This is a genomic window from Sphingomonas phyllosphaerae, from assembly GCF_029623345.1.
Classification (GTDB): domain Bacteria; phylum Pseudomonadota; class Alphaproteobacteria; order Sphingomonadales; family Sphingomonadaceae; genus Sphingomonas; species Sphingomonas phyllosphaerae_C.
In genome coordinates, this window is record NZ_JAPYKH010000011.1 from 1 (window position 1) to 25765 (window position 25765).

General features: G+C 70.3%; 28 protein-coding genes and 2 riboswitches. Of the genes, 12 read left to right on the forward strand and 16 right to left on the reverse strand.

Features of this window, described 5'->3' with window-relative positions; all coding sequences use genetic code 11:
• From QBJ89_RS11760 to rimP, 5 genes are all read right to left on the reverse strand, one after another.
• On the reverse strand, positions 1-526 hold a 526-nt coding region (locus QBJ89_RS11760; protein ID WP_277980686.1), incomplete at its 3' end, for a translation initiation factor IF-2 associated domain-containing protein.
• The gene (locus QBJ89_RS11765; RefSeq protein ID WP_277980802.1) at positions 523-1230 is read right to left on the reverse strand and encodes a DUF448 domain-containing protein; all 708 of its coding nucleotides are present in this window, start codon (positions 1228-1230) and stop codon (positions 523-525) included. The genes QBJ89_RS11760 and QBJ89_RS11765, both read right to left, overlap by 4 nt.
• 162 nt (positions 1231-1392) lie before the next feature.
• Positions 1393-1641 carry a tautomerase family protein gene (locus tag QBJ89_RS11770; protein ID WP_277980687.1) on the reverse strand — a complete coding sequence of 83 codons (249 nt, stop codon included), beginning with the start codon at positions 1639-1641 and terminating at the stop codon, positions 1393-1395.
• Positions 1641-3302, reverse strand: a complete 1662-nt coding sequence (nusA, locus tag QBJ89_RS11775; protein ID WP_277980688.1) for a transcription termination factor NusA — start codon at positions 3300-3302, stop codon at positions 1641-1643. Before nusA ends, QBJ89_RS11770 begins: the two co-directional genes overlap by 1 nt.
• Entirely contained in the window at positions 3302-3889 is a 588-nt protein-coding gene (rimP, locus tag QBJ89_RS11780; RefSeq protein WP_277980689.1) for a ribosome maturation protein RimP, read from the reverse strand. The genes nusA and rimP overlap by 1 nt, the downstream gene beginning before the upstream one ends.
• A 282-nt stretch (positions 3890-4171) precedes the next feature.
• Between rimP and QBJ89_RS11785 the strand changes: the two genes are divergently transcribed.
• On the forward strand, positions 4172-5284 hold the full coding sequence (locus tag QBJ89_RS11785; protein WP_277980803.1) for a PQQ-dependent sugar dehydrogenase: 1113 nt from the start codon (positions 4172-4174) through the stop codon (positions 5282-5284).
• An 87-nt stretch (positions 5285-5371) separates the two neighbouring features.
• The gene (locus tag QBJ89_RS11790; RefSeq protein ID WP_277980690.1) at positions 5372-6574 is read left to right on the forward strand and encodes an MFS transporter; all 1203 of its coding nucleotides are present in this window, start codon (positions 5372-5374) and stop codon (positions 6572-6574) included.
• A gap of 57 nt (positions 6575-6631) precedes the next feature.
• Here QBJ89_RS11790 and QBJ89_RS11795 read toward each other — a convergent pair whose 3' ends face one another.
• On the reverse strand, positions 6632-6793 hold the full coding sequence (locus QBJ89_RS11795) for a PEPxxWA-CTERM sorting domain-containing protein (RefSeq protein ID WP_277980691.1): 162 nt from the start codon (positions 6791-6793) through the stop codon (positions 6632-6634).
• Positions 6794-6868: 75 nt separating this feature from the next.
• Positions 6869-7132, reverse strand: a complete 264-nt coding sequence (locus QBJ89_RS11800) for a hypothetical protein (RefSeq protein WP_277980692.1) — start codon at positions 7130-7132, stop codon at positions 6869-6871.
• Positions 7133-7274: 142 nt separating this feature from the next.
• Positions 7275-7377: riboswitch (glycine riboswitch) on the forward strand.
• Positions 7378-7491: riboswitch (glycine riboswitch) on the forward strand.
• A gap of 52 nt (positions 7492-7543) precedes the next feature.
• On the opposite strand from QBJ89_RS11800, the gene gcvT reads away from it, so the two are divergent.
• From gcvT to gcvPB, 4 genes are all read left to right on the forward strand, one after another.
• Positions 7544-8704 (forward strand): glycine cleavage system aminomethyltransferase GcvT, encoded by a 1161-nt coding sequence (gene gcvT, locus QBJ89_RS11805; RefSeq protein ID WP_277980693.1) that lies wholly within the window; start codon positions 7544-7546, stop codon positions 8702-8704.
• 1 nt (position 8705) lies between these two features.
• Entirely contained in the window at positions 8706-9077 is a 372-nt protein-coding gene (gene gcvH, locus QBJ89_RS11810; protein WP_277980694.1) for a glycine cleavage system protein GcvH, read from the forward strand.
• Positions 9078-9143: 66 nt separating this feature from the next.
• Positions 9144-10502: an aminomethyl-transferring glycine dehydrogenase subunit GcvPA gene (gene gcvPA, locus QBJ89_RS11815; protein ID WP_277980695.1), complete on the forward strand. Its 1359-nt coding sequence runs from the start codon at positions 9144-9146 to the stop codon at positions 10500-10502.
• Entirely contained in the window at positions 10499-12073 is a 1575-nt protein-coding gene (gene gcvPB, locus QBJ89_RS11820; protein ID WP_277980696.1) for an aminomethyl-transferring glycine dehydrogenase subunit GcvPB, read from the forward strand. Before gcvPA ends, gcvPB begins: the two co-directional genes overlap by 4 nt.
• A 92-nt stretch (positions 12074-12165) precedes the next feature.
• Here the strand turns inward: gcvPB and QBJ89_RS11825 are convergent, their stop codons facing one another.
• Entirely contained in the window at positions 12166-13071 is a 906-nt protein-coding gene (locus tag QBJ89_RS11825; RefSeq protein ID WP_277980697.1) for a DMT family transporter, read from the reverse strand.
• Positions 13072-13161: 90 nt separating this feature from the next.
• Between QBJ89_RS11825 and QBJ89_RS11830 the strand changes: the two genes are divergently transcribed.
• Positions 13162-14694, forward strand: coding sequence for an aminoacyl--tRNA ligase-related protein (locus QBJ89_RS11830; protein ID WP_277980698.1), 1533 nt, complete (start codon positions 13162-13164; stop codon positions 14692-14694).
• 22 nt (positions 14695-14716) lie between these two features.
• Here the strand turns inward: QBJ89_RS11830 and QBJ89_RS11835 are convergent, their stop codons facing one another.
• The 7 genes from QBJ89_RS11835 to QBJ89_RS11865 all read right to left on the reverse strand — a co-directional run bounded on the left by QBJ89_RS11835 (position 14717) and on the right by QBJ89_RS11865 (position 20005).
• Positions 14717-16393 (reverse strand): hypothetical protein, encoded by a 1677-nt coding sequence (locus QBJ89_RS11835; RefSeq protein WP_277980699.1) that lies wholly within the window; start codon positions 16391-16393, stop codon positions 14717-14719.
• 24 nt (positions 16394-16417) lie between these two features.
• A complete protein-coding gene (locus QBJ89_RS11840) occupies positions 16418-16708 on the reverse strand; it encodes a response regulator (RefSeq protein ID WP_277980700.1) in 291 nt (96 codons plus the stop codon).
• A 178-nt stretch (positions 16709-16886) separates the two neighbouring features.
• Positions 16887-17363, reverse strand: a complete 477-nt coding sequence (locus QBJ89_RS11845; RefSeq protein ID WP_277980701.1) for a chemotaxis protein CheW — start codon at positions 17361-17363, stop codon at positions 16887-16889.
• Positions 17306-18919, reverse strand: a complete 1614-nt coding sequence (locus QBJ89_RS11850) for a chemotaxis protein CheA (protein ID WP_277980702.1) — start codon at positions 18917-18919, stop codon at positions 17306-17308. Before QBJ89_RS11850 ends, QBJ89_RS11845 begins: the two co-directional genes overlap by 58 nt.
• Before the next feature lie 108 nt (positions 18920-19027).
• Positions 19028-19204, reverse strand: a complete 177-nt coding sequence (locus QBJ89_RS11855) for an Hpt domain-containing protein (RefSeq protein ID WP_277980703.1) — start codon at positions 19202-19204, stop codon at positions 19028-19030.
• Positions 19201-19593 (reverse strand): response regulator, encoded by a 393-nt coding sequence (locus tag QBJ89_RS11860; RefSeq protein WP_277980704.1) that lies wholly within the window; start codon positions 19591-19593, stop codon positions 19201-19203. The genes QBJ89_RS11855 and QBJ89_RS11860 overlap by 4 nt, the downstream gene beginning before the upstream one ends.
• Positions 19586-20005 (reverse strand): CheR family methyltransferase, encoded by a 420-nt coding sequence (locus tag QBJ89_RS11865; RefSeq protein ID WP_347342831.1) that lies wholly within the window; start codon positions 20003-20005, stop codon positions 19586-19588. Before QBJ89_RS11865 ends, QBJ89_RS11860 begins: the two co-directional genes overlap by 8 nt.
• Here QBJ89_RS11865 and QBJ89_RS11870 point away from each other — a divergent pair.
• Both QBJ89_RS11870 and QBJ89_RS11875 read left to right on the forward strand, forming a co-directional pair.
• Positions 19889-20179: a hypothetical protein gene (locus tag QBJ89_RS11870; RefSeq protein ID WP_277980705.1), complete on the forward strand. Its 291-nt coding sequence runs from the start codon at positions 19889-19891 to the stop codon at positions 20177-20179. The genes QBJ89_RS11865 and QBJ89_RS11870 overlap by 117 nt on opposite strands.
• A gap of 546 nt (positions 20180-20725) precedes the next feature.
• Positions 20726-21739, forward strand: a complete 1014-nt coding sequence (locus QBJ89_RS11875; protein WP_277980706.1) for a zinc-binding alcohol dehydrogenase family protein — start codon at positions 20726-20728, stop codon at positions 21737-21739.
• 7 nt (positions 21740-21746) lie between these two features.
• On the opposite strand, the gene QBJ89_RS11880 is transcribed toward QBJ89_RS11875, so the two are convergent.
• Positions 21747-22565 carry a DUF4336 domain-containing protein gene (locus tag QBJ89_RS11880; protein WP_277980707.1) on the reverse strand — a complete coding sequence of 273 codons (819 nt, stop codon included), beginning with the start codon at positions 22563-22565 and terminating at the stop codon, positions 21747-21749.
• Between the two features lie 105 nt (positions 22566-22670).
• On the opposite strand from QBJ89_RS11880, the gene QBJ89_RS11885 reads away from it, so the two are divergent.
• From QBJ89_RS11885 to QBJ89_RS11895, 3 genes are read left to right on the forward strand one after another with little or no spacing between them, the layout of a single operon-like run.
• Positions 22671-23792, forward strand: a complete 1122-nt coding sequence (locus QBJ89_RS11885; RefSeq protein ID WP_277980708.1) for an 8-amino-7-oxononanoate synthase — start codon at positions 22671-22673, stop codon at positions 23790-23792.
• The gene (gene bioD / locus QBJ89_RS11890) at positions 23789-24409 is read left to right on the forward strand and encodes a dethiobiotin synthase (protein WP_277980709.1); all 621 of its coding nucleotides are present in this window, start codon (positions 23789-23791) and stop codon (positions 24407-24409) included. The genes QBJ89_RS11885 and bioD overlap by 4 nt, the downstream gene beginning before the upstream one ends.
• On the forward strand, positions 24406-25656 hold the full coding sequence (locus QBJ89_RS11895; protein ID WP_277980710.1) for an adenosylmethionine--8-amino-7-oxononanoate transaminase: 1251 nt from the start codon (positions 24406-24408) through the stop codon (positions 25654-25656). Before bioD ends, QBJ89_RS11895 begins: the two co-directional genes overlap by 4 nt.
• The last annotated feature ends 109 nt before the right edge of the window (positions 25657-25765 follow it).

Consider the following 25765-nt stretch of genomic DNA (forward strand, 5'->3'; position numbering starts at 1 on the left):
CGGCAGCGGGCGTGCTCGCTGCGATCTCCGCAGGTGCGGGCGCCGGAGTCGGCTCGGCTGCCGGCGTGGGCTCGGGGGTCGGGGCAGGCGCGGCGGCAGCGGCGCGCGCCTCGGCCTCGGCGCGGGCGCGCTCCTCGACGCGACGGCGCTCGTCCTCGGCGGCGCGCTGGCGCTCGCCCTCCTCGCGGCGGCGCGCTTCCTCCAGCGCGTGCATGCGCTGGTCCTCGGCCTCGCGCAGCAGACGACCCTGCCGCTCCTGCGCGGTCTCATTCGAGACCGGCGGACGCGGCGCAGGGCGCGCCGGCGCGGGTGCTGGCGTGGCCGCGACCGGCTCGGGCGCGGGCGCCTGCGTCGGCTCGGGCGTGCCTTGCGGACCGAGCACGCGGCGACGCTTCACCTCGACCACCACCGTATTGCTACGGCCATGGCTGAAGCTCTGCTTCACCTTGCCGGTCTCGACCGTGCGCTTCAGCCCCAGCGGCGCGCGCATTCCGAGTTTCGGCTTGTCGTTGTCGGTCTCGCTCACTCAAATTCCTCGTGCATTCTCACGGCCGAAGCGGGCCCGGCGGTGCCGGGCGCCGATGCGCCTTGCGCGGCCGTAGCGCAAGGTGCGGGGATCAGTTCAGGGCCGATAAAGTGCAGCCAGCGGTCGAGCGCTTCGCCCAATCGTCCGGCCGCGGTGCGGTCTATGACGCCGATGTGTACCACATTTTCGCGGCCCAGCGCCAACGACAATATGGGGCGCTCGACCGGTAACGCCAAGCCCTTGAGGTCACTTCCTTCGCGATCGCTGCCGACGCGCCATGCCTGGGCCAGCTTGCGGCGCCCGTCCTCGCTCGCGTCGGCGGCGTGGTACAGCGCGTGCAGCTTGCCCGAGCGCGCCGCGGTCTCGATCCGCTCCGCGCCGGTCGCGATCGTGCCGGCACGCGCCTCAAGCCCGAGTCGGTCGAGCGCGTTGCGCTCCAGCGCCGCCGCGATCAGGCTGGGCAGGTCGTCAGGAATGGTAAGGTCACCGGTCTTGAACGCACGCGCGAGCGCGCCGCGCAGCTTGCCCTTGGCGACCGCCCGTTCGAGTTCGGGACGCGCGACGCCGATCCACGCGCCGCGGCCGGGCGCCTTGGCGCGCACGTCGGGCAGCACGCGCCCGTCCGGCGCGAGCGCGAGGCGGATCAGGCGCGCCGGGTCGGCACGTTCGCGCGTGAGGATGCAGGAGCGGACGGGGTCGCTCATGCGGCACACTCCTGGCCATTTCCCGTCATCGCGGGCTTGACCCGGGATCCATGGCGCCGCGAGCGCCACATCTGCTCAGAGGCGAACGTCGCGCCACCGTTCACCGCGCCACCACAGGCGACACGGTCGAAGGAGCGACGCTGCGCGAGGCCGCCTAGGGTCTCATTGTCCGGGTGCCGCATGTGCGTCTCCCTGGCTGGAAGACGCGGCACCCGCCGCGCCGGCATCGCGGTCGGCGAGCAGCTGCCCGCCGGCGCCGTAATTCTCGGTCGACACTTCCTCGATCACGACCTGCACCGCGGCCGGGTTCTTACCCAGCCGCGTCACCAGCGAGGACGTGACGTCAGCCACGATCCCCGCCTTCTGCTCGCGCATCGCGCTGCCCGCCAACCGGATCGAGACGAACGGCATCAGGCCTGCGTCTCCGGCTCGGTGGTCTCGTCGCCAGCGCTGTCCGCCTCGACCGTCTCGTCCGGCGCGCCGCCTTCGTCCTCAAACCAGTGCGCGCGCGCGGCCATGATGATCTCATTGCCCTGCTCGTCGCTCAGCCCGTACTCGCCAAGCACGCCGCCGTTACCACGACCGTCGTTGCGCGAGTCGCGGCGCGGCGCGTCGTCGTTGCGGCGGCGCGGCTCGGCGCGCTTCTTCTCGACCAGCTCGTCGGTGGCGAGGTCCGCCAGGTCGTCGAGCGTCTTGATGCCCGCCTTGCCAAGCGTGACCAGCATCGCCTCGGTGAGATACGGCAGCTCGGCGAGCGCGTCCTCGACGCCCAGCGCCTGGCGCTCCTCGCGCGCGGCCTGCTCGCGGCGGTCGAGTGCCTCCTGCGCGCGGCTCTGCAGCTCCTGCGCGAGATCCTCGTCGAAGCCCTCGATCCCGGCGAGCTCGTCAAGCTCGACATAGGCGACCTCTTCCAGCGCGCCGAAGCCCTCTGCCACCAGCAGCTGAGCCAGCGTCTCGTCGACGTCGAGCTCATTCTGGAACAGCTCGGAATTCTTGACGAACTCCTGCTGGCGCTTTTCGCTGGCGTCGGTCTCGGTGAGGATGTCGATCGCCTTGGCGGTGAGCTGCGAGGCGAGGCGGACGTTCTGGCCGCGACGGCCGATCGCGAGGCTCAGCTGGTCGTCCGGGACGACCACCTCGATGCGATCCTCTTCCTCGTCGATCACCACGCGCGCGACGTTAGCCGGCTGCAGCGCGTTGACGACGAAGGTGGCAGTGTCGGGCGACCAGGGGATGATGTCGATCTTCTCGCCCTGCATCTCCTGCACCACCGCCTGGACGCGGCTGCCCTTCATGCCGACGCAGGCGCCGACCGGGTCGATGCTGGAATCGTGCGAGATCACGCCGATCTTGGCGCGGCTGCCCGGATCACGGGCGGCCGCCTTGATCTCGATGATGCCGTCGTAGATCTCGGGCACTTCCTGCGCGAACAGCTTCTTCATGAAGTCGGGATGCGCGCGGCTGAGGAAGATCTGCGGCCCGCGGTTCTCGCGCACCACCTTGAGGATCAGCGAGCGGATGCGGTCGTTGACGCGTACCACCTCGCGCGGGATCTGCGCGTCGCGACGGATCACGCCCTCGGCGCGGCCGAGGTCGACGACAATATGGCCAAACTCGACCCGCTTGACGACGCCGGTGATGATCTCGCCGGCGCGGTCCTTGAACTCTTCATACTGGCGCTCGCGCTCGGCGTCGCGCACCTTCTGGAAGATTGTCTGCTTGGCAGCCTGCGCCTGGATGCGGCCGAACTCGATCGGGGGCAGCGGGTCGACCAGATAGTCGCCGACGCTCGCGCCGGGCTGGAGCTTCTGCGCGCCCGCGACGTCGACCTGCTTGTAGATGTCGTCGACCAGCTCGACCACCTCGACGACGCGCCACAGCCGCAGATCGCCGTTGTTGGGATCGAGCTTGGCGCGGATGTCCATCTCCTGGCCGTAGCGAGTCCGCGCGGCGCGTTGGATCGCGTCCTCCATCGCCTCGATGACGATCGCCTTGTCGATCATCTTCTCGGACGCGACCGAATTGGCGATCGCGATCAGCTCGGCACGGTTGGCGGTGACCCCGGTGGCCATCAGTTCGATTCCTCTTCTTCCGTATCGGCGTCCGTGTCGGCGGACATGTCTTCTAACTCTTCGTCGGCGCCCTCCATCGAGAGCGGCACGGTCGCGGCGATCAGCCGGTCGGTGAGCACCAGCTTCGCATCGGCGATCAGTGCGAACGGCACGCGCGCCAGCTCGTGCGTGCGCGAGTGACGGATCGCAATCTGGCCATCGGCGTCGATGCCTTCCAGATCACCCTTGAACTGCTTCTGCCCGTCGACCGGCTCGGTCAGCACGATGCGCGCCTCATGGCCGGCCCAATCAGTGAAGTCCTGGCGGCGCGTCAACGGCCGGTCGATGCCGGGCGACGACACCTCGAGCCGGTAGGCGCCGTCGATCGGGTCGCGTCCCTCGGTCTCGAGCTGGTCGAGCAGGTCGGACAGCCGGCGCGACAGTTCGGCGCAATCGTCGATGGTGAGCTGGCGCGTGTCGGGGCGCTCGGCCATCACTTGGAGCGTGCGCTCGTCACCCTTGCCGAACAGCCGCACGCGCACCAGCGCGAAATGCAGCGCCTGCGCCTCAGGCTCGATCAGTCGGTAGAGGGTGTCGTTGTCGCTCAAGTGCACCTGCCGGACATGCGTTGGTCGCCGCCGCGGAGCGAGCCCCGCAGCCCCTTGCACCTCGCGATGTAAGAGAAAGCACGGCGGATATAGCGGCGTCCCCGCGCGGTCGCAAGCGGCAGGGTGGTGTGTCGCCAAATTCGTGCGCGCCGACAGCCGCCGCTGCGATCGTGTAACTAAGTGTGGCCACGCCGGTCGGGGCTTTGAGCGGGGGCGCGCGCCCGGCTAGGCAGGGCCAAGGCCGGGCGACGCTGCTCCTCGGCGCAGGGGAGATACGCCATGATCAGCCGCCGCATCGCCACGACACTCGCCGCCGCGCTGCTGGCGTATGCCGCGCCGGCCGCCGCGCAGGCGGCGCTGCCCTTCACGATCACGCCGGTGGCGGATCTCGACTCGCCCTGGGCGATGACCTTCCTGCCGGATGGCCGCATGCTGGTCACCGAGAAGACCGGACAGCTGCTGCTGGTCGCCGCCGACGGCGCGACACGGCGCATGATCGCGACGCTGCCGGTCAGCGCGGCGGGGCAGGGCGGGCTGATGGACGTGGTGCTCGCCCCCGATTTCGCTCGCAGCCGCAACGTCTATCTCAGCTACTCGGCGGCCGGACAAAGCGGCAAGACCGTGGTGCTCGCGCGCGGCACGCTCACGCGGGCGGCGGGGGCGGAGCAGCTGACCGGTATCGAGACGCTCTACCGCGCCACTCCGCTGGTGGAGGGCGACGGCCATTTCTCGGGCCGAATCGCTTTTTCTCCGGACGGCAAGCATCTGTTCTTCACCGCGGGCGAGCGGCAGAAGTTCACGCCGGCGCAGGACAAGCGGGCGGCGCTCGGCAAGGTGCTGCGGCTCACCCCCGACGGCCGGCCCGCGCCCGGCAACCCGCTCGCGGCGCAGGGCTTTCTGCCCGAAGTGTGGAGTTACGGCCACCGCAACTTGCTCGGCCTCGCGTTCGATCGCGCGGGGCGTCTGTGGGAGCAGGAGATGGGGCCCAAGGGCGGCGACGAGGTCAACCTGATCCTGCCGGGACGCAACTATGGCTGGCCGAACGCCTCGAACGGCACGCATTACGACGGCCGTGACATCCCCGACCATCGCGCCGGCGACGGCTACGAGGCGCCGAAGGTGTGGTGGAACCCGTCGATTTCGCCGGGCGGTATGATGATCTACTCGGGCGCCTTGTTCCCGCAGTGGCGCGGCGACGCCTTCATCGGCGGACTCTCGTCCAAGTCGCTGCTGCGCGTCCATCTCGACGGCACCTCGGCGCGCAAGGGCGATCAGTGGACCATGGGCGCGCGCATCCGCGAGGTGGAGCAGGGACCGGACGGAGCGATCTGGCTGCTGGAGGACGGTGGTGAAAAGGGGCAAGGGCGCTTGCTGAAGCTGACGCCAACCACCTGAGCATCGTCGTGCAGCGCGCTGCACCCTTGACGCTGCACTGCACAATCGCCAGCTGGTCCGGTACAGCATCGCAACCGGGGATATATCATGGCGACCGCCGTCGCCGACGTGCGCCACGCGCCCGTCGGGCTGATCCATCTGTCGCTCGCGGTCGGCGGCTTCGCAATCGGCACCACCGAATTCGCGACGATGAGCCTGCTGCCCGACATGGCGCGGAGCCTTCACGTCGACGCACCCACCGCTGGCCATGTCATCAGCGCCTATGCGCTGGGCGTTGTGGTCGGCGCGCCGACGCTCGCGGTGCTCGGCGCGCGGATGGCGCGTCGCACGCTGTTGATCGCGCTGATGACCCTGTTCGCGCTGGGCAACGCTCTGTCGGCGGTTGCGCCGAGCTATTCCACGATGATGCTGGCGCGCTTTCTCGCCGGTTTGCCGCACGGCGCCTATTTCGGCATCGCCATGCTGGTCGCCGCCTCGCTGGTGGACCAGGGCAAGCGCACCCAAGCGGTGGCGCGCGTGATGCTGGGGCTGACGGTCGCGACGGTCGTCGGCGTGCCGCTGGCGAATTTCATGGGACAGCTGATCGGCTGGCGCTCCTGCTTCGTCGTCGTCGCCGGGCTCGCCGGGCTGACCGCGGCGCTGGTCGCCGCGTTCGCTCCTCGCGACCGCGGCGATCCCGCGGCAAGCCCGCTGCGCGAGCTCGGTGCGCTGCGCCGCACCCAGGTATGGCTGACGCTCGGCATCGGCGCGATCGGCTTCGGCGGGCTGTTTGCGGTCTACACCTATCTTGCCGACACGATGGCGGCGGTGACGCAGGTGGGGCCGCGCACGGTGCCGCTCGCGCTGATGACCTTCGGTGTCGGCATGACCCTGGGCAACATCGTGGTACCGCGCTTCGCCGATCGCGCGCTGCTGCCGACCGCGGCGGCGGTGCTGGTCTGGGCGCTCGTCGCGCTGCTGCTGTGGCCGCTGGCGGCGCCGCACCTGTGGTCAGTGCTGGTGGTAATGTTCGCGATCGGGGTGAGCGGCGCGCTCGGCAGCGTGCTCCAGACACGGCTGATGGACGTAGCCGGGGACGCGCAGGCGCTGGCGGCGGCGCTCAACCACTCCGCCTTCAACACCGCCAATGCGCTCGGGCCGTGGCTCGGCGGAATGGTGATCGCGGCGGGCTATGGCTGGACCTCGACGGGCTATGTCGGCGCCGCGCTGGCGTTATGCGGGCTGGCGGTGCTCGGCGTGTCGGCGCTGGTGGAGCGGGGCACAGGCTCGGTCACGCTTGTGCGGCGGTGACGATCCGCGCGTAAGACGGGCGCGTCGCCGTCGAGCGCCGCGCCCGTCCATTCCTGCTCAGCCCAGCTGCGCGCCGGTGAAGCGAGCCTTGCGCTGGCGCAGCGTGTAGCCGACGACGCCGAAGCCGAGGATCATCAGCGTCCAGGTCGCGGGCTCGGGCACTGCTGCCGAAAGAAGTGAATAACGGGCGCCGGAGAAGCCGTCTGCGTTGCCCAGCATCAGGGTCCTGCCGGTGTGGGCGAAGTTATATGGCGCGTTCATACCGGCAATGAATCACTCCCCGATTACCTGTTTTCACATCACGATACCTGGTTTCGCCTCTGCGATTGCGGCGAGCACCATCCGTTCCCACACCGCGACGTCGCCCGCCGCTGCCATCGCCGGGCTCGGCGCGCGCAGCGTGTGGAGCACGGCGATCGCATCGTCGCGATAGTCCTTCCACGTCGCCTCGACCTGCGCCGAAGCCGACTCGGAGTGGCCGTGGCCGTTGGCGCTGAGATGCTGGCCGGCGAGGACGCGGGCGATGCGGTCGACGGCGGGCGAGGTGGCGGTGTCCATGCGAGCTGCTCCTTCTCCTGTGGTGCAAACGTCTTAGCACGGGCGCGGCTCCGCTGCGCGGTGGCCATAGGGCGCCGTGAACGCGATTGACTCGTGTCGCGCTTGCCGTAGAGCGGCGGATGTCGATGCCGGGTGACCGGCATGGGCGGGCGCGGGAGAGTGCGGCGGGCCTTGCAGGCCGCGAGCCGCCGCCGAAGGAGCAACCACCCCGGAATCTCTCAGGCAGCAGGGACCGCGCCGGCCTTCATCGACACTCTGGAAAGCGGCGGCGCGTGCCTCGGGCAGGCGCTTCCCACCGAAGGGGTAACCCGCGCTCGTGCGCGGGGAAAGCTCTCAGGTCCCGTGACAGAGGGGGAAACGGATCAGGCCGGGCGACCGGCGCGATTCGCCCTCGCACGTACGGACATGATGATGAGCGACTCCGTTCCCCCATCGACCGACCTCCCGATCGACGACGAGCTCGAGCCGATCGAGATCCTCACTCTCCCGCTCGACGCCTGGCACCGCGAGCGTGGCGCGCGCATGGTCGAGTTCGCCGGCTATCACATGCCCGTCCAGTATGAGGGGATCATGGCCGAGCATCTGTGGACGCGCGAGCATGCCGGTCTGTTCGACGTCAGCCACATGGGCCAGCTCGGCGTTACCGGGCCGAACGTCGCCGCCGCACTGGAGGCGCTGATGCCCGCCGCGATCAGCGACGCGCCGCGCAACAAGGCGCGCTACTCGCTGCTGCTCGACGATCAGGGCGGCGTGCTCGACGACCTGATGCTGACGCCGCAGGGCGAGGATCAGGTCTACATGGTCGTCAACGGCGCGACCAAGTATGACGATCTCGCGCACATGATCGAGCGCCTGCCCGACGAGATCACGCTCAATCTGATGGAGGAGCATGCACTGCTCGCTGTCCAGGGACCGGAGGCGGTCGCCGCGGTGGCGCGGCTGATCCCAGGCGTCGACGCCCTGGTGTTCATGCAGGCGGGTGCATTCGACTGGCAGGGCCATGCGCTGTGGATCAGCCGCTCGGGCTATACCGGCGAGGACGGCGTCGAGATCTCGGTTCCCGCGGAGGCGGCGGTGGCGCTCGCCGACGCGCTGGTGGCGCAGCCCGAGATCAAGCCGATCGGTCTCGGCGCGCGCGACTCGCTGCGGCTCGAGGCGGGGCTGCCGCTCTACGGCCACGATCTCGACCCTACCACGACGCCCGTGATGGCCGACCTCGGCTTCGCGCTGGCCAAGCGCCGCCGCGAGGCCGCCGACTTCCCCGGCGCCGCGCGTGTGCTCGCCGAGCGCGAGGCGGGACCCGCGCTGCGCCGCGTCGGGCTGCTCGTCGAGGGGCGCCAGCCGGTGCGCGAGGGTGCGACCGTGGTCGACGACGGCGGCGCGATTGTCGGCCGCGTCACCAGCGGCGGCTTCGCGCCGAGTGTGGGGGCGCCGATCGCGATGGCCTATGTTCCCGCCGCGCTTGCCGCGCCCGGCACCGGCGTGACGCTGTCGCAGCGCGGCAAGCCGCACCGCGCCACCGTAACCGCCATGCCATTCGTTCCCCACCGTTACTTCCGAGGAGTGAAGTGAGATGAGCCGTTATTTCACCGAGGACCACGAGTGGATCGAGGTCGACGGCCAGACCGGCACGGTCGGCATCAGCGACTATGCGCAGGGGCAGCTCGGCGACATCGTCTTCGTCGAGGCGCCGGATTCGGGTCGCAGCCTGGGCAAGGGCGACGAGGCCGCGGTGGTCGAGAGCGTCAAGGCCGCTTCTGACGTCTACGCGCCCGTGTCGGGCACGGTGACCGAGGGCAATCCCGCGCTCGCCGAGGAGCCCTCGCTGGTCAACTCGGACCCGGAAGGCGAAGGCTGGTTCTTCAAGCTGACGCTCAGCGATCCGAGCGAGCTCGAGGCGCTGATGGACGAGACCGCCTACGCCGCCTTCGTCGCCAAATTGTGATGTGACTCTCCTCCCGGACGGGAGGGGAGCAACCCTTCCCTGAGGGGAAGCGGGAGAGACCAGACCATGCGCTACCTACCGCTCACCCCGGCCGACCGCAGCGACATGCTGGCGGTGATCGGCGCTTCCTCGGTCGATGACCTGTTCGTCGACGTACCCGAACCCGCGCGGCTCGACGGCCCCGTGCGCGACTTGCCGCTTCACGCCAGCGAGTTGGCGGTCGAGCGCCACATGACCGCGCTGGCACGCAAGAATGTCGTGGCGGGCGAGGTGCCCTTCTTCCTCGGCGCCGGCGCCTATCGCCACCACGTGCCGGCCTCGGTGGACCATCTGATCCAGCGCGGCGAATTCCTCACCGCCTATACCCCCTACCAGCCCGAGATCGCGCAGGGCACGCTGCAGATGCTGTTCGAGTTCCAGACGCAGGTCGCGCGCCTGCTCGGAACCGACGTCGCCAACGCCAGCATGTACGACGGCTCGACCGCCTGCTGGGAGGCGATCGGGATGGCGCGGCGGATCACGCGGCGCGGCAAGGCGCTGCTCTCGTCCGGGCTGCACCCGCATTATGTGTCGGTCGCCAAGACGATGGCGCGCTACACCGGCGACCTGCTCGCAACCGGCGCGCCCGCGCTGACCGCTGCGACCGACGTCGACCAGCTGATCGCGGCGATCGACGCCGACACGTCGTGCGTCGTTGTGCAATATCCCGACATCCTCGGCCGCGTCGCCGATCTGACCCCGCTCGCCGAGGCGTGCCAGGCGAACAAGGCGCTGCTGATCGCGGTGGTGACCGAGCCGGTTGCGCTGGGGGCGCTGCGTGCGCCGGGCGAGATGGGCGCGGACATCGTCGTTGGCGAGGGCCAGTCGCTCGGCGTCGGGCTCCAGTTCGGCGGGCCGTACGTCGGGCTGTTCGGCTGCAAGGACAAATACGTTCGCCAGATGCCCGGCCGGCTGTGCGGCGAGACGATCGACGCCGACGGGCGCCGCGGCTTCGTGCTGACGCTCTCGACCCGCGAGCAGCATATCCGCCGCGAGAAGGCCACCAGCAACATCTGCACCAACTCGGGGCTGTGTGCGCTGGCCTTCTCGATCCACATGACCCTGCTGGGCGAGGCGGGATTGCGCCGGCTCGCCGGGGTCAACCACGCCGCGGCCTGCCGTGCCGCCGACCGACTCGCGCAAGTGCCCGGCGTGCGCGTGATCAACGAGGCCTTCTTCAACGAGTTCACGCTCGACCTCGGGCAGGAGGCGCGGCCGGTGGTGCGCACGCTGGCGGAGCGCGGCGTGCTCGCGGGCGTGTCGCTCGGGCGGCTCTATCCGGGCGAGGCGGCGCTGGAGAACGGCCTGGTGGTGGCGGTGACCGAGACGGTGACCGACGAGGATATCGAGGCGCTGGCGACGGCGCTGACGGAGGTGCTGGCATGACGATCAACCAGAGCGGCTGGAAGCCGACCGCGCCCGCTGGCCGCGGCGACGCGGCGGGCGCGACCTTCACCGGCAACAAGGCGCTGATGCTGGAGGAGCCGCTGATCTTCGAGATCGGCGACGATCAGACCACGGGCGTCGACTTCGCCGCCGGCGACGTCGCCGGCTCGCGGCTGGGCGGTCTGACGCGCAAGGACCCGATCGGGCTGCCGGGGCTTTCGGAGCCCGAGACGGTGCGCCATTACACGCGGCTAAGCCGGCAGAATTACGCGATCGATCTCGGCCTCTTTCCGCTCGGCTCGTGCACGATGAAGCACAACCCGCGGCTCAACGAGAAGATGGCACGGCTGCCGGGCTTTGCCGACGTTCACCCGCTCCAGCCGATCGACACGGTGCAGGGCGCATTGGAGGTGATCCACCAGCTCGCGCATTGGCTCGTCACGCTCACCGGCATGCACTCGGTAGCGATGAGCCCCAAGGCGGGCGCGCACGGCGAGCTGTGCGGCATCCTCGCGATCAAGGCCGCGCTGGCGAAGCGCGGCGAGGGGCACCGCAAGGTCATCCTCGTGCCCGAATCGGCGCACGGGACCAACCCCGCCACGGCTGCCTTCGCCGGCTTCAGCGTCGAGGACATCCCCGCCACCGCCGAGGGTCGCGTCGATACCGCGGCGCTCACGGCGCGGCTCGGCCCGGACGTGGCCGGGGTGATGATCACCAATCCCAATACCTGCGGCCTGTTCGAGCGCGACCTCAAGGCGATCTCCGACGCGGTTCACGCTGCGGGCGGGTACGTCTACTGTGACGGTGCCAATTTCAACGCGATCGTCGGGCGTGTCCGTCCGGGCGACCTCGGCGTCGACGCGATGCACATCAACCTGCACAAGACCTTCTCCACCCCGCACGGCGGCGGCGGCCCGGGTTCGGGACCGGTGGTGTTCTCCGAGGCGCTCACCCCGTTCGCGCCGCTGCCGTTCGTCGAGCGCGACGGCGACCAGTTCCGCCTCGTCGAGGAGGAGAATGCGGACGCGCATCACGCCGACAGCTTCGGCCGCATGGTCGCCTTCCACGGCCAGATGGGGATGTTCACGCGCGCGCTGACCTACATCCTCAGCCACGGCGCCGACGGATTGCGCCAGGTCGCCGAGGACGCGGTGCTCAACGCCAATTACGTGCTGCGCCGGCTGGAGGACACGCTCGACGCGCCGTTTGCCGGCTCGGGCCCGTGCATGCACGAGGCGATCTTCTCGGATCGCGGGCTGGCGCCGGGCTTCTCCACGATCGACATCGCCAAGGCACTGATCGACGAGGGCTATCACCCGATGACCATGTACTTCCCGCTGGTCGTCCACGGCGCGATGCTGGTGGAGCCGACCGAGACCGAGAGCAAGGCGGCACTGGATCAGTTCATCGGCGCGCTGCGCTCGGTGGCGGAGCGTGCCAAGGCGGGCGACGAGTCGCTCAAGACCGCGCCGCATTTCGCCCCGCGCGCGCGCCTCGACGAGACGCTCGCGGCGCGCAAGCCGGTGCTGGTGTGGAAGCCGAAACTGGCGGAGGCGCAGGCGGCGGAATAGCCGGGCGCCCCGAGACGAGGCGTCGACAACTCGGCCCCCCCCTCAGCACGGACGGAGATAGCCTCGCTCCGCTCGTGCTGAGCTGGCGCCTCTCACGCGATCCCCTGCGCCATCGCCTGCCGCGTTTCCTCGCGGCGGCGGACGTGCTCGCGCCACACGATATACAGCCCCGCCGCGACGATCACCGGCGCGCCCAGCCAGGTCGCTCGATCGGGGAGATGGTCGAACACCAACCAGCCGAGCAACGTCGCCCAGAGCAGCGACGTATAGTCCATCGGTACCACCGCCGAGACCGGCCCGAAGCTCAGCGAGCTCGTCATCGCCACCTGCGCCGCGCCGCCGAACAGCCCGCACGTAACGAGCACCAGCCAGAGCCACGGCGTATGCGGCTGTGCCCAGATCGCATAGGCGATGCCGAGCGGCAGCAGCGAGAGCGTCGAGAACCAGAAGACGGTGGTGAGCGGCTTCTCGGTGCGCCCGATCGTGCGCAGCAGGATCGTCACCACCGCGGTCAGCACCGCGGCGAGCAGACCGCTCAGCGCGCCGTGGAGCGGGATCTCATGGCCGCCGGGCTGCGCCACGATGACGACGCCGGTGAAGCCGACCGCCACCGCCGCCCATCGGCGCCAACCGGTCGGCTCCTTCAGCACCAGCGCACCCAGTACCGTCGCGAAGATCGGCATCGAGAAGCCGATCGTCGTCGCCTCGGCGAGCGGCAGCACGGTCAGCGTGTAGAAGGTGAACGCCATCGAGATCAGGCCCACGACGGCGCGTGCCAGATGCGCACCGAAGCGCCGCGTCGGCAGCGTCGCGAACCCGGGTCCGAGGCCCACCACAGCGGTGACGAGCAGCGCCGCACCGCACTGGCGCCAGAAGAGGATCTCGGCGAGGTGTGCGCCACCGGCCTCGGCCAGCTTGATGCAGGTGTTCATCAGCGCGAACAGCGCCACCGAGGTGAGCCGCAGCGCGACGGCGAGGAGGATACGATCGGATGCCACCCGCTGGCCTGTAGCGAGTTGGCGGTCTGAAGCGAGCCGCGACCTTCGATACGGTTGGCAACCGCTGCCCTCCCGGACTAAGCGCCACGCATGATCAAGCACGCTCTTCCCGTCACGCGCGAGGCCGATTTCGCCGCCTGGTATCAGTCCGTCATCGCCGAGGCCGACATGGCCGAGGAATCGGGGGTGCGCGGCTGCATGGTGATCCGGCCGTGGGGCTATGGCATCTGGGAGCGGATCCAGCGCCTGCTCGACGACCGCATCAAGGCAACGGGCCACGAAAATTGCTATTTCCCCGTGTTCATCCCGCTCTCCTATTTCGAGCAGGAGGCCGCGCACGTCGAAGGCTTTGCCAAGGAAATGGCGGTGGTCACTCACCACCGGCTGATCGCCGACGGCAAGGGCGGGCTGGTGCCCGACCCCGAGGCCAAGCTGGAGGAGCCGCTGGTGGTCCGGCCGACCTCGGAGACGGTGATCGGCCATGCCTTCGCGCGCTGGGTGCAGTCGTGGCGCGACCTGCCGGTGCTGATCAATCAATGGGCCAATGTCGTCCGCTGGGAGATGCGCACGCGCATGTTCCTGCGCACCGCCGAGTTTCTCTGGCAGGAGGGGCATACCGCGCACGCCTCCGCCGAGGAGGCGCGCGAGGAGACGCTGCGCATGCTCGAAGTGTATCGCGACTTCGCCGAGAGCGACCTCGCGCTGCCGGTGGTCGCGGGCGAGAAGCCCGAGAACGAGCGCTTTCCCGGCGCCGTCGCGACCTATTCGATCGAGGCGATGATGCAGGACGGCAAGGCGCTCCAGGCGGGCACCTCGCACTTTCTCGGCACCAATTTCGCCAGCGCGCAGAACATCCGCTTCCAGAACAACGCGGGTGAGCTGGAGCTGGCGAACACGACGAGCTGGGGCGTGTCGACGCGGACGATCGGCGCGCTGATCATGGTCCATGGCGACGATGACGGGATGCGCGTGCCGCCGCGTGTCGCGCCGTGGCAGGTGGTGATCGTACCGATGCTGCGCGACACGCCCGAGGACGAGCCGCTGGTGGCCTATTGCCGCGCGCTGCAGCAGGCGCTGGCGCGGCAGAGCGCGCTCGGCGAGCCGCTGCGCGCGCTGCTCGATCTCAAGCCGGTGAAGTCGACCACCAAGCGCTGGGGCTGGGTGAAGAAGGGCGCGCCGCTGGTGATCGAAGTCGGCGGACGCGACATGGCGGCGGGCAACGTCTCGCTGATCCGCCGGGACCGGCTGTACCGCGCCGACGGCAAGCTCGACAGCGTGGCGATGCCGCGCGACGCGCTCGTCGCCGGGGCGCCCGCACTGCTCGAAGCGGTCCAGCAGGCGTTGTACGAGGAGGCCGCGGCGCGGCTGCGCGCGGGGATCACCCCGGCGGCCGACTGGGCCGCGGTGGCGGCGCATTTCGCGCCCGAGGTGCGCAACCCAGGCTGGCTTGAGGTGCAATGGGCGCGCCCGACCGGTGCCGCACTCGACGCGGTGGTGGAGAAGCTCAAGGCGCTCAAGCTGACGCTGCGCAACGCACCGAGCAATCAGGCGCCGGCGGACGGCACCTGCGTCTTCACCGACGCGCCGGCGGTGGAACGCGTGCTGGTCGGCCGCGCTTATTAAGGGCGGCCGGCGCTGGCGTCGCTCAGAACAGCCCGTCCTCTTCCTCCGACTCCTCGGTGAGCGGCTCCATGCCGGGCAGCAGGAAGCCGGTGTGGACGTCGCGCTCCGCCGCCATCGTGTAGTTCGCGGCGACCTGGTCGAGCAGCGCGCGCAGCGCCGCGTCTCCCGCACCGGGCAATGTGTCGGCGACCCGGATACCCTGCGCGCCGAGCTGCTCGCCGATCGCGGCGACCTCGCTGGCGAGCGCGAGCGGGCGCTCCAGCACCGCGTTGGCGGCGCGCAGCTCGGCGATGAGCGCGCGCGCCTCGCCCTCGCCGTCGCGTATGCCGCGCTCGCTGGTGGCATGGCCCTCACGGATCACCTCGGCGGCGAGCGCGAGCCGATGGCCGGTGGCACCGCCGCGCGAGCGATGCGACGCCGCGATCGTCGCGCCGCTCGCGGACATGGCTTCCAGCGCGCCGGTGATCGCCGCGGTGGCGCGGTCCAGCTGTGTCGCGCAGGTTCCCACCTCGACCGCAACCACTGCCACCGCGCGCCCCATGACGCCAAACCGACGACACAGCAGCCGGGTGTTCACCGCCATGTCGCCGACGTCGCGTCGGATCAGGCGCAGGCCGTCGCAGCGCTGCGCCAGGCCGTCGAGCGAGTCGGTGGTCAGCCGCACGAGCGCGTCGGTGTCGCGATCGGCGTCATGTAGCTGTTCGGTCAGGGCGCTCACCGCCGCGACGTCGCGATCCAGCTCACCCAACGGGTCGCCGCCGTCGCCTTCGGCCATCGCCGCGTTCAGCGTGAGCAGCCGTTCCGTCTCGTCGCCGATCGCACGGAGCGCGTCGCCCAGCTGCGCCGCGCCGGCGGCGAAATCGGCCGCCAGCGAGAGGGTCTGCGCCGCGGCCAGCGCGCGCAGATGGGCGCCCACGCCGGCGTCGCCATCGCGCTCGGCGACGTCGGCGTAGGCCAGGGTCGCCGCGACATGCTCGATCCGCTGCCGCGTGCTGTCGCCGACCTGGAGCGCGTGAAGTGCCGAGCCGACCCGCTTCGCCACGGTGCGCGCCGCCGCGGCGAGCTCGGCCGCGCCGCGGCGCAGCGTCTCGCGGTAACCATCCAGCGCCGCGGCGTCATGCTCGAGCCGGTCGGGAACCTCGGGCACCACCTTTGCGCCCTCGGCGAGCAGCCGCGTCGAGGCGGCGCTGCCGCGCGTGATCCCGGCGGCGAGCGTGCTCAGCTCGGCGAGGATGTGGGCGATATGCTGCTCGCCCTGCTGCAATCGATGCAACATGCCGTCGACGAAGTCGACGAACACCGCCTCGCCCGAGGCGGCGATCTTGATGTTGGGGCCGTAGATCTCGAGGAGCCGCAGCGTGTCGCGCATCTCCAGCACGCGGGCGCGGATCACGCCGAGCTGGGTCGCGATCGCGCTCAGCTCGGCGTCGCGCTCCGCCTGCGCCGCCGGCAGGGTGGTGAGCCGTTGCGCGACCGCACGCAGATCGGCGACCGATTCGGTCGCCGCCTCGGCATCGATCGCGTGGGTCACGCCGTCGAGCGCGCCGATCACGCGCTGCACCGCGCCGACCGCGCTTGCGAGCGTACGGCCAGCCTCGACGAAATGGCGGTCGAGTTCGGCCGCCAGCGCCGCCAGCACGGCGGCGGGCACCGTCGTCTCGGTCCGCTGTCCGGCGTCTGGCGCTACCATGTGCAGCATCGCGTCATTCCTCCCGGCGTCGGCTCAGGCCGAGGGTACCAGCTTGCGGACGATCTTGAGCAATGCCTCGGCCTCGACCGGCTTGGTAAGCCAGCCGGTCGCACCCGCCGCCTTGGCGACGTTGCGCATGTCCTGCGCCGACTCGGTGGTGAGCAGGACGATCGGCGTGAAGCCCAGACCGGGAAGCTGGCGCGCGGCGCGGACCAGGTCGATCCCGCTCAGCGATCCCATGTTGAGGTCCGTCAGGATCATCGCGGGCTTGAGCCCGCCGCTGAGCAGCTCGAGCGCCTGCTCACCGTTCCCGGCCTTGTGCACCGCAAGGCTGGTCTCGCCAGGCGAGCAGCACCTGGACCAGCGCGCTGTGCATGCCGGTGCAGTGCACCAGCGACACGCTGGCCGTGGGCCTCTCGGCGAGGAAGGCGACCAACTCCATCGCCTCCTCGACCGCGCAGCGCTGTTCGATATGCGCGCGCGCGGGTGTAGCGGATCGGCATCACAGCAGCTCCTTGAGGTGGAGGATGAGCAGCACACGCCCGTCGCCGAGGAGGGCGGTGCCGCAATAGCCCGGCACCGCGGCGAGCAGCCCGTCCATCGGGGTGAGGATAACGTCCATGCCCTCGCGGAAATCGTCGATGACGAGGCCGATCGTCTCGCCGGCGACGCGGCACACCAGCACCGCCTCGCCGCGCTCGCCCGGCATGCGCGCCGCGTCGCCCGCCCCGAGCCGCTGTGCCATCCGCACCAGCGGTACAATCGCGTCGCGCAGCACGAACACCTCGTCGCGACCGACGCGCTGGATCGCCTCCTGCCGCAGCCGCACGGTCTGGACGACGAGGTCCATGGGGATGCCGTACAGGCTGCCTGCGATGTCGACGACCATCACGCGGGTCACCGCCATGCTGAGCGGCAGCGTCAGCCGCGTGGTGGTGCCATGGCCGAGCTGCGACTGGACCGAGACACGTCCGCCCATCTGTGCACGGTGCTGAGCACCACGTCCATGCCGACGCCGCGCCCCGACAGATCAGAGACTTCGGCCGCGGTGGAGAAGCCGGGACGGTAGATCAGGTTGACCGCTTCCTGATCGCTCAGCCGGTCGGCCGCCTCGCGCGTGACGATCGCCTTGCTCACCGCGGCGTCGCGGATCGCGGCGGGATCGATGCCGCGTCCGTCGTCGCTGACCTCGACGATCACGCTGTCGGTGTCCTGGAACGCGCGCAGTCGCAGCGTCGCCGCAGCCGCCTTGCCCGCGGCCAGGCGAGTCTCGGGCAGCTCGATGCCGTGGTCGAGCGAGTTGCGCACGACGTGGAGAAGCGGATCGCCAAGCGCCTTGATGATCGTCTTGTCGGCGGCGGTGTCCTGCCCCTCGACGACCAGCTCGACCTGCTTGTCGAGCCGCCGCCCGAGGTCGCGCACCAGCCGCGGAAAGCGGTCGAAGATCTCGGCTACGGGCAGCATGCGCACCTGCATGATCGCGCCCTGCAGCTCCTGCGTCAGCCGATCGATGATCGCATATTGCTCCTTGATCTCGCGCGCCATCTCGCGCGAGCCGTGGATCTCCTCGGCGCGCTTGGCGAGGAACGGCAGTGCGTTCTTGGAGACGACCAGCTCGCCGATCAGCGTCATCAGCGAGTCGATCTTGGCCTGGTCGACCCGCAGCGTGCGCGTCGGCGCGGGCGCCTCCGCGACGGCGGTGGCGCGCGGCGGCTGGGGCACGCGCGGCGGCGCCGCGGCGGCCGCGTCCTGCGCTGGCTCGGCATCGGCGAGCGGGTCGAGCGTGGCGAGAAAGCCGAGCAAAGGTGCGACGTCGTGCGCGGCATGCGCCTCGGCCAGGACCGCCTGCCACGCATCGGCGAGCAGGTGATGGCCGAGGCTGCGGAGAGCGTTGCCGATCACCGCCGCGACCGAGCTCAGCCGTACCGGGTCATAGCCGGATCGCGCGAGCAGCCGCAGCTGCGTCGCCACCAGCACGCGCACCGGCGAGCTATCGGCCACGGCCGCCGCCGCGCCGAGTGCGGCTGCCGGCGCCGGTGCGGTGACCTCGACCGCGTCGCCGCCCGCCAGCAGCCGCAGCGCGCATCGGTCCAGCTCATAGGCCATCGCCTCCTCGGCCGCCTCGCGCGTCGCCGCGGTCAGCGCGATCAGGCGCAGATTGCAGCCATACGGGTCGAAGTCGGGGCCGGGCTGCCACGGCTCACGCGGTTGGATCGCGAGGCCGATCAGCTCGGGCAGCTGCTGGATCGCCGCCACTGGGTCGCTTCCGGCATAGAAACAGGCGGGGTCGGGCTCGTAGCGCAACACCAGGATCGCGTCGCCCGCGGCGCGGCGCGCCGCCGCGACGGCGAGCGCGGCGGCATCGAAGTCGGCGAGCCAGTCGGCCGGGGCGACCGTCAGCGCCGGGTGCGGGCGGCGGCGTGCCGCCCGACGCCGTGCCGAGATGCGCGCGCAGGAGGGCGGCATGGTGCGCGGCGATGCGCTCGGCATCGGCGGCGAGCCGACCGTCGCGCGCCAGCTGGTCGATGAAGGCACTGACCTGATCGAAGCTGTCGAGCAGTTCGTCCACTACTCGCGAGTTCAGCGTGAACTCGCCCGCGCGCACCGCGGCGAGCAGGTCCTCGCCGGCATGGACCAGCCGCGTCATGCGGCGGCGTCGAAGAGCCCGGACGAGCCCTTGAGCGTGTGGACCGCGCGGAACACCTCGTTAATCGCAGCGTCGTCATCGGGCGCGCGCTCGAGCACGAGCAGGCCGGCCGCGGCGGCCTGGAGCAGCTCGCGCGCCTCCTCGACGAAGCGCGTCAATAGCAGGTCGCTCATGCCACCACTCCCGTCATCAGCGCGGCGAAATGAAGCAGCGCGGCGGGCGCGGCGGGCTTGACCAGGTAGAGATTGGCGCCGGCCTCGAGCGCGCGCTCGGCGTCGCCCGCGCCCGCCTCGGTGCTGATCGTGACAATGGGTACTGCCTGGCCAGCGGCGTCGGCGCGCAGCCGCTCGATCAATGCATAGCCGTCCATCTTGGGCATGTTGACGTCGACGACGAGCAGATCGAACGGCGCGACCAGCGCGCGCTCCAGCCCTTCAAGCCCGTTTGCCGCTTCGTCGACAACGAAGCCGGCGCTCTCGAACACCGAGCGATAATAGAGGCGCGTCGTCATCCCGTCGTCGCCGACGAGGATGCGTTTGCCGTGAGGATGCGGCTCAGTCATGATCGACGGGTCTCTGGTAGAGGATCGTGGTGCCGAAACGGCGCGGTGCGAACAGGGACGACATGCGGCTCATGCTCTCGGAATGGCCGAGGCAGATCACACCGCCTGGTCGAAGGCTGTCGTAGAGCGTCTCCACTGCCTGACGGCGTGAGACCTCATCGAAGTAGATCAGCATGTTACGGCAGAAGATCACGTCGATGTCGCGATAGCGCCGCATCGTCGCGGCATCCGCCACGTTGACCTGGGTGAAGTCGATCGAGCCGCGCAGCGCGTCGCAGATGCGATAGCCGTCGCCGTGCGGCGTGAAGTAGCGCTGTTTCAGCGCCGGCGGCAGGCGGTGGAGCGCGCGCTCGCCGTAGACGCCGGCGCGCGCGTCGGCCAGCGCGCGGCTGTCGATGTCCGAGGCGAGGATCTCGATGTCTTCTGCTGGCGCGCGAAGGTGCGTGCCTTGCGCTTCTCCGCCTCTGCGGTGAGCCGCACGCTGTTGATGGAGAGCGCCGCGTTACGCGAGCCCCCCTCGTGCACGCTGCTGCTAGACGTCACAATGCTACTTTTCTTGGCAAGAGCCATGGGGGTGCTCCACTGATCGTTTGAGGCACCTCCCTTCCGCGGTAGGCCGTATATCATGTCTTGAATTAGAAATCACTTTGAGCGGATGTGAAGACAAACTTCTGCGGTGATTGACTTTGCGGTGAGTGATGTCATCTTCACCATGAGAATTAATTGCAAATCGTGAGGTGCGCGGTTTTGGTGTGTAAAGCGTTGTTGTTGTACATCTTGAGACAGAGAGGTTCGTATGAATTGATCGCAGTGGAGATTGTAGGCTAGCGTTGCCATGACGTCGGTCTGCGACGGGATGAAGTCGTTGGGACCGTTTTTTACGCGACGCGGTGGGCTCGGCGCGGCCATGCCTCGGGAGCGACGGAAGGATGAGAAACCCAGCCGCGCCGCTGACGACTCCCCGCCTTAGATCGAGCACGGGTAAGTGGGCCCTCGACGCCGCTGTATGCCTGCGAGCGGTCGTCGCCGACCGGCTGTGCCCAGTCCCAGCCCGCGACCGAAATATGATTGCACGTGCGCGAGGGGTATTTCATAGGTGCAAGATCAACCGCCTACGAGGAAGTCCGGCGCCGTGCTGACGATCATCTGCGACCGACCGCTGGCGCTGCGCGTCGCCGAGCGTGAATCGCCGACGCGCGCGAGCGACGAGTTGCTGGTGCGGATACGGCGCGTCGGCCTGTGCGGCACCGACTACCACATCTATGCGGGCAACCAGCCGTTTCTCAGCTATCCCCGGGTCATGGGGCACGAGCTTGCCGGCGAGGTGGTCGAGGCGCCGCCGGGCTCCGCCTATCGTCCCGGCCAGACCGTGACGATCAATCCCTACCTCGCCTGCGGGCATTGCGTCGCCTGTCGCGCCGGCAAGCCCAATTGCTGCGCCCACATCGCGGTGCTCGGCGTCCACACCGATGGCGGCATGGCCGAGCTGATCGCGGTGCCCGAGCGCGCCGTGATCGACGCCACCGGACTCGCGCCGGAGCAGGCGGCGATGGTCGAATTTCTCGCGATCGGCGCGCATGCAGTGGCGCGCGCGCGGCTGCGGGCGGGAAGTAGCGTGCTGGTGAAGGGGGCGGGGCCGATCGGCCTCGCCACCGCTCTGTTCGCGCGGCTGGACGGTGCCGCGGTGACGCTATGCGACACGCGCCAGCCGCGGCTGGATCGCGCCGCGCACGACTTCGGTTTCGACTCGCTGGTGCTCGCCGACGGCGCGGCGCAGGCGCGCTTCGCGGCGATGACCGGCGGCGACTTCTTCGAAACGGTGTTCGACGCGACGGGCCATCTCGCGGCGATGTGCGACGGGCTCCATCAGGTCGCGCACGGCGGCAGCTACGTGCTGGTGAGCGTGGTCAAGGGCGACCTGGTCTTCGCCGACCCGGAGTTCCACAGGCGCGAGACGACGCTCATCGCCAGCCGCAACGCGCTGGCCGCCGATTTCGCGCGCGTGATCGCCGCTATCCGGGACGGTACGATCGCCACCGAGGCGCTCCACAGCCACAGCGTCGAGGCAGCGGACCTGCCGCGACGACTGCCCGAACTGATCGACGCGGCCGACACGGTGCTGAAGGCGATCGTCCGCTTCGACTGAGCGTCGTCTACACCCAGGCGAACGCACCCCTGAGGCGCGCCGCGCCACCGTTCGCGAACGGTGCGCCGTGCGCCATCACCACGCCCTCGGGCGCCAGCGCCACCATCGCACGGATCGCCGCGCGCATCGGCTCGCCGCCGAGCCGCAGCGCCACGCGCAGGTAGAGCGGCGTGGTACCCGCGGTGCCGCGGGTCGCGCGGGCGACGAGCGCGGTGATCGCGGGCAGCCGCGCCGGCTCGAGGTTCTGCACCAGGTCAGTGAGGATCAGCGTGCGCGTGGCGCGGTGGAGGAACCAGATTTCGCGGAAGCCCGCTCCGCCTTCGACCACGCCCTGGTCGATCGCGCTCGCCCAGGCGGGCGGTGCCTCTTCGCCCAGCACCGAGTCGATCCGCAATCCGGCGCGACGCACCTGCGCGCGCTCGGCGAGGCCCGGTGCGACCCACAAAGTCGCGCGCGGGAAGGCGCGCTGCCAGCGCGGCAGATAGGTCCAGTGTGCCACGTTGGGCGCGACCAGGTGCTGGATTGGACCCAGCGCCTCCAGCGCCGTCGCGAGCGCCGGCGTATAAGGCGTGGGCGAGTGGAGCAGCAGCGCGCCGTCGTCGAGCCGGACCACGGTCATGCGCACCGGCAGCGTGAGGCCGCCGGCGTGTATCGGCCCGCTGTCGACCAGCCAGATATTCTCCGCGAACGGCTTGGGCGCGTCGAGCGGCGGATAGGTGGCGGGTGCGGCGGGGCGCCGGCTGGCGTAAACATAGCCGGCGAGCACGCCCGCGACGGCAATCGCGGCGAGCGCGGGCGCGGCGGCAGGGTAAGGGCGTCGTGTCATACCGCAGACAACGTCGCGCACGCCGCGTCGTGCCGCGTCTCGCCGCAGTTGTGGCTCGCCGCGCCGGCTGGTCTTTTCCCGCCCTCAGGACCTATAGGCGCGGCGATGCTGCTCGCCTCGCACCGTGATCATCTCGCCGCGCTCGCCGCGCGCGACCGGCTCCGTACGCTCGCACCACGTCGCGGCGTGGACTTCTCGTCGAACGACTATCTCGCACTGGCCACGGCACCGCGGTTGCGCGCGGCGGCGACGGCGGCGCTGGAGCGCGGCGTTGCGCTCGGCTCTGGCGGCTCGCGGCTGCTGCGTGGCAACGACACCGAACATGAAGCGCTGGAGGCGGAAGGCGCGCGTTTTTTCGGCAGCGCCGCGACGCTGTTCTTCGGCAGCGGCTATGCTGCCAACACCGCGCTGTTCGCGGCGCTGCCCCAATCGGGTGACCTGCTGGTGTATGACGCGCTCGTCCACGCAAGCGCCCATGACGGAATGCGGCTCGGCCGCGCCGAGACCGTCGCCGCCCCGCACAATGACGCGAACGCGGTCGATTCGGTGATCGCCGCATGGCGCACCCGCGGCGGCAGCGGCACGCCGTGGATCGCAGTGGAGAGCCTGTACAGCATGGACGGCGATCGCGCTCCGCTCGCGGATCTCGCCGCGGTCGCCGAACGCCACGCCGCCATGCTGGTGATCGACGAGGCGCACGCCACCGGCGTGTGGGGTGACGACGGACGGGGCTTCGCCGACACGCTCGACGGGCGCGAAAATGTCATCACGCTCAAGACCTTCGGCAAGGCGCTCGGCTGCGAGGGGGCGCTGCTGTGTTGCTCGCGGCTGGTGCGCGACTTCCTGGTGGCACGCGCGCGCCCCTTCATCTTCTCGACCGCACCGGCGCCGCTTGCCGCCGCGGTCGCACGCGCCGCGCTGACGATGCTCGCCGACGAGCCCGAACGGCGCGAGCGGCTGCACGCGCTGATCGCGCACGCGGGCGCGCGGCTCGGGCCGCTGGGTGCGACCGTAACGGGGACCCAAGTCATGCCGCTGCTGGTCGGCGACGATCGCGCCGCGCTCGACCTCGCCGCCGCGGTGCAGCGTGCCGGCTTCGATGTGCGCGCGATCCGTCCGCCGACCGTGCCGGCCGGGACCGCTCGGCTGCGGCTGTCGCTGACGCTCCACGTCGGCGCGGCCGAGATCGACTCGCTCGCCGACGCGGTGGCGGAGGCGCGGCGATGAGCGTGATCGCGGTGACCGGCACCGATACCGGCGTGGGCAAGACGGTGTTCGCCGCGGCCCTGACGGTCGCGCTTGGCGCCATCTACTGGAAGCCGGTGCAGGCGGGGCTGGACGACGGCAGCGACGCGGCCAGCGTCGAGTCGCTCGGCGTCGAGCGCGCGCGGATCGTCCCCGAGGCGTATCGGCTCACCACGCCCTGCTCGCCGCACCGCGCCGCCGAGCTCGATGGAGGCGTGATCGATCCCGCGCGGCTGACGCTACCCGCGGTCGAGGACGATCTCGTGGTGGAAGGCGCAGGTGGGGCGCTGGTGCCGCTGACCCGCGACTGGCTGTTTGCCGACCAGATCGCGCGCTGGGGCTGTCCCACGGTGCTGGTGGCGCGCACGTCGCTGGGCACGATCAACCACAGCCTGCTTTCGATCGAGGCGCTACGTGCGCGCGGCGTGCCGCTGCTCGGCGTCGCGTTCGTCGGTGACGCGCAGGAGGACAGCGAGGCGACGATCGCGGCGATCGGCCGCGTGCGCCGGCTCGGCCGATTGCCGCTGCTGCCGCGGCTCGACGCGGCCGCGCTGGCGGAGGCCTTTGCCGATGCGTTCGACGTGGCGGCGTTCCGATGAGCGGTTCGCCCGTCTGGCATCCCTTCACCCAGCACGGTCTGGGCGAGCCGATACCGCTCGTCGCTCGCGGCGAGGGCGCGGCGCTGCATACCGCCGACGGGCGTCGCGTGATCGACGCGATCTCCTCCTGGTGGGTGACGACGCACGGCCACAACCACCCGCGGATCGTCGCCGCGATCCGCGACCAGGCCGAGCGGCTCGACCAGATCATCTTCGCCGGCTGGACCCACGCGCCGGCCGAGGAACTGGCACGCGCGCTGACGGCGATCATGCCCGCGGAGCTGACCCGCGTCTTCTTCTCCGACTCGGGCTCGACCAGCGTCGAGGTCGCGCTGAAGATGGCGCTGGGTTACTGGCATGCGTGCGGCGAGCCGCGCGACCGCATTCTGGTGATGGCGCACAGCTACCACGGCGACACGATCGGCGCGATGTCGGTCGGCGCGCGCGGCGTGTTCAACCGGCCCTATGCGCCGCTGCTGTTCGACGTCGGCACGATCCCGTTCCCTGCCGGAGGGGCGGAGCAGGCGACGCTCGACGCGCTGGAGCAGGCCTGCGCCAGCGGCGCGGCGGCGTTCATCGTCGAACCGCTGGTGCTCGGCGCCGGCGGAATGCTGTTCTACCCGCCCGCGGTGCTCGCCGCGATGCGCGCGATCTGCGCGCGCCACGGCGTGCTCTTCATCGCCGACGAGGTGATGACCGGCTGGGGTCGCACCGGCACGCTGCTGGCGTGCGAGCAGGCCGGGGTGGTGCCCGACATCCTGTGCCTCTCCAAGGGGCTGACCGGTGGCGCGGTACCGCTGGCGGTGACGATGGCGACCGAGCCGCTGTTCGAAGCGCATCGCAGCACCGATCGCGCGCGGATGTTCTTCCACTCGTCGAGCTACACCGCCAACCCGATCGCCTGCGCCGCCGCCTGCGCCAATCTCGCGGTCTGGCGTGACGAGCCGGTGCGTGAGCGGATCGTCGCGCTGGCGAACGCGCAGGCCGAGCGCGTGGCGGCGCTCTCCGCTCTGCCGGGCGTAAGCGGCGCACGCTCGCTGGGCACGATCGCGGCGCTCGAGCTGGGGGAGGGGGCAGGCTATCTGTCCGATCGCGCGCCGCGACTGATGGCCTTCTTCCGCGAGCGCGACGTGCTGCTGCGCCCGCTCGGCGACACGCTGTACGTCATGCCGCCTTATTGCATCGGGGCGGACGATCTCGATCGGGTCTATGCGGTGATCGCCGGGGCGGTGACAGCGTTCGGGTGAGGGTGAGGCAAGCTTCTGTAAAGGCGGGCATGTTGTGCGGGCTCCGCGCCCTCGTACCGGCAACCGACATTTCATGGAGGTGCCGCTTCGGCTCCGGGTGCGGCGCCTC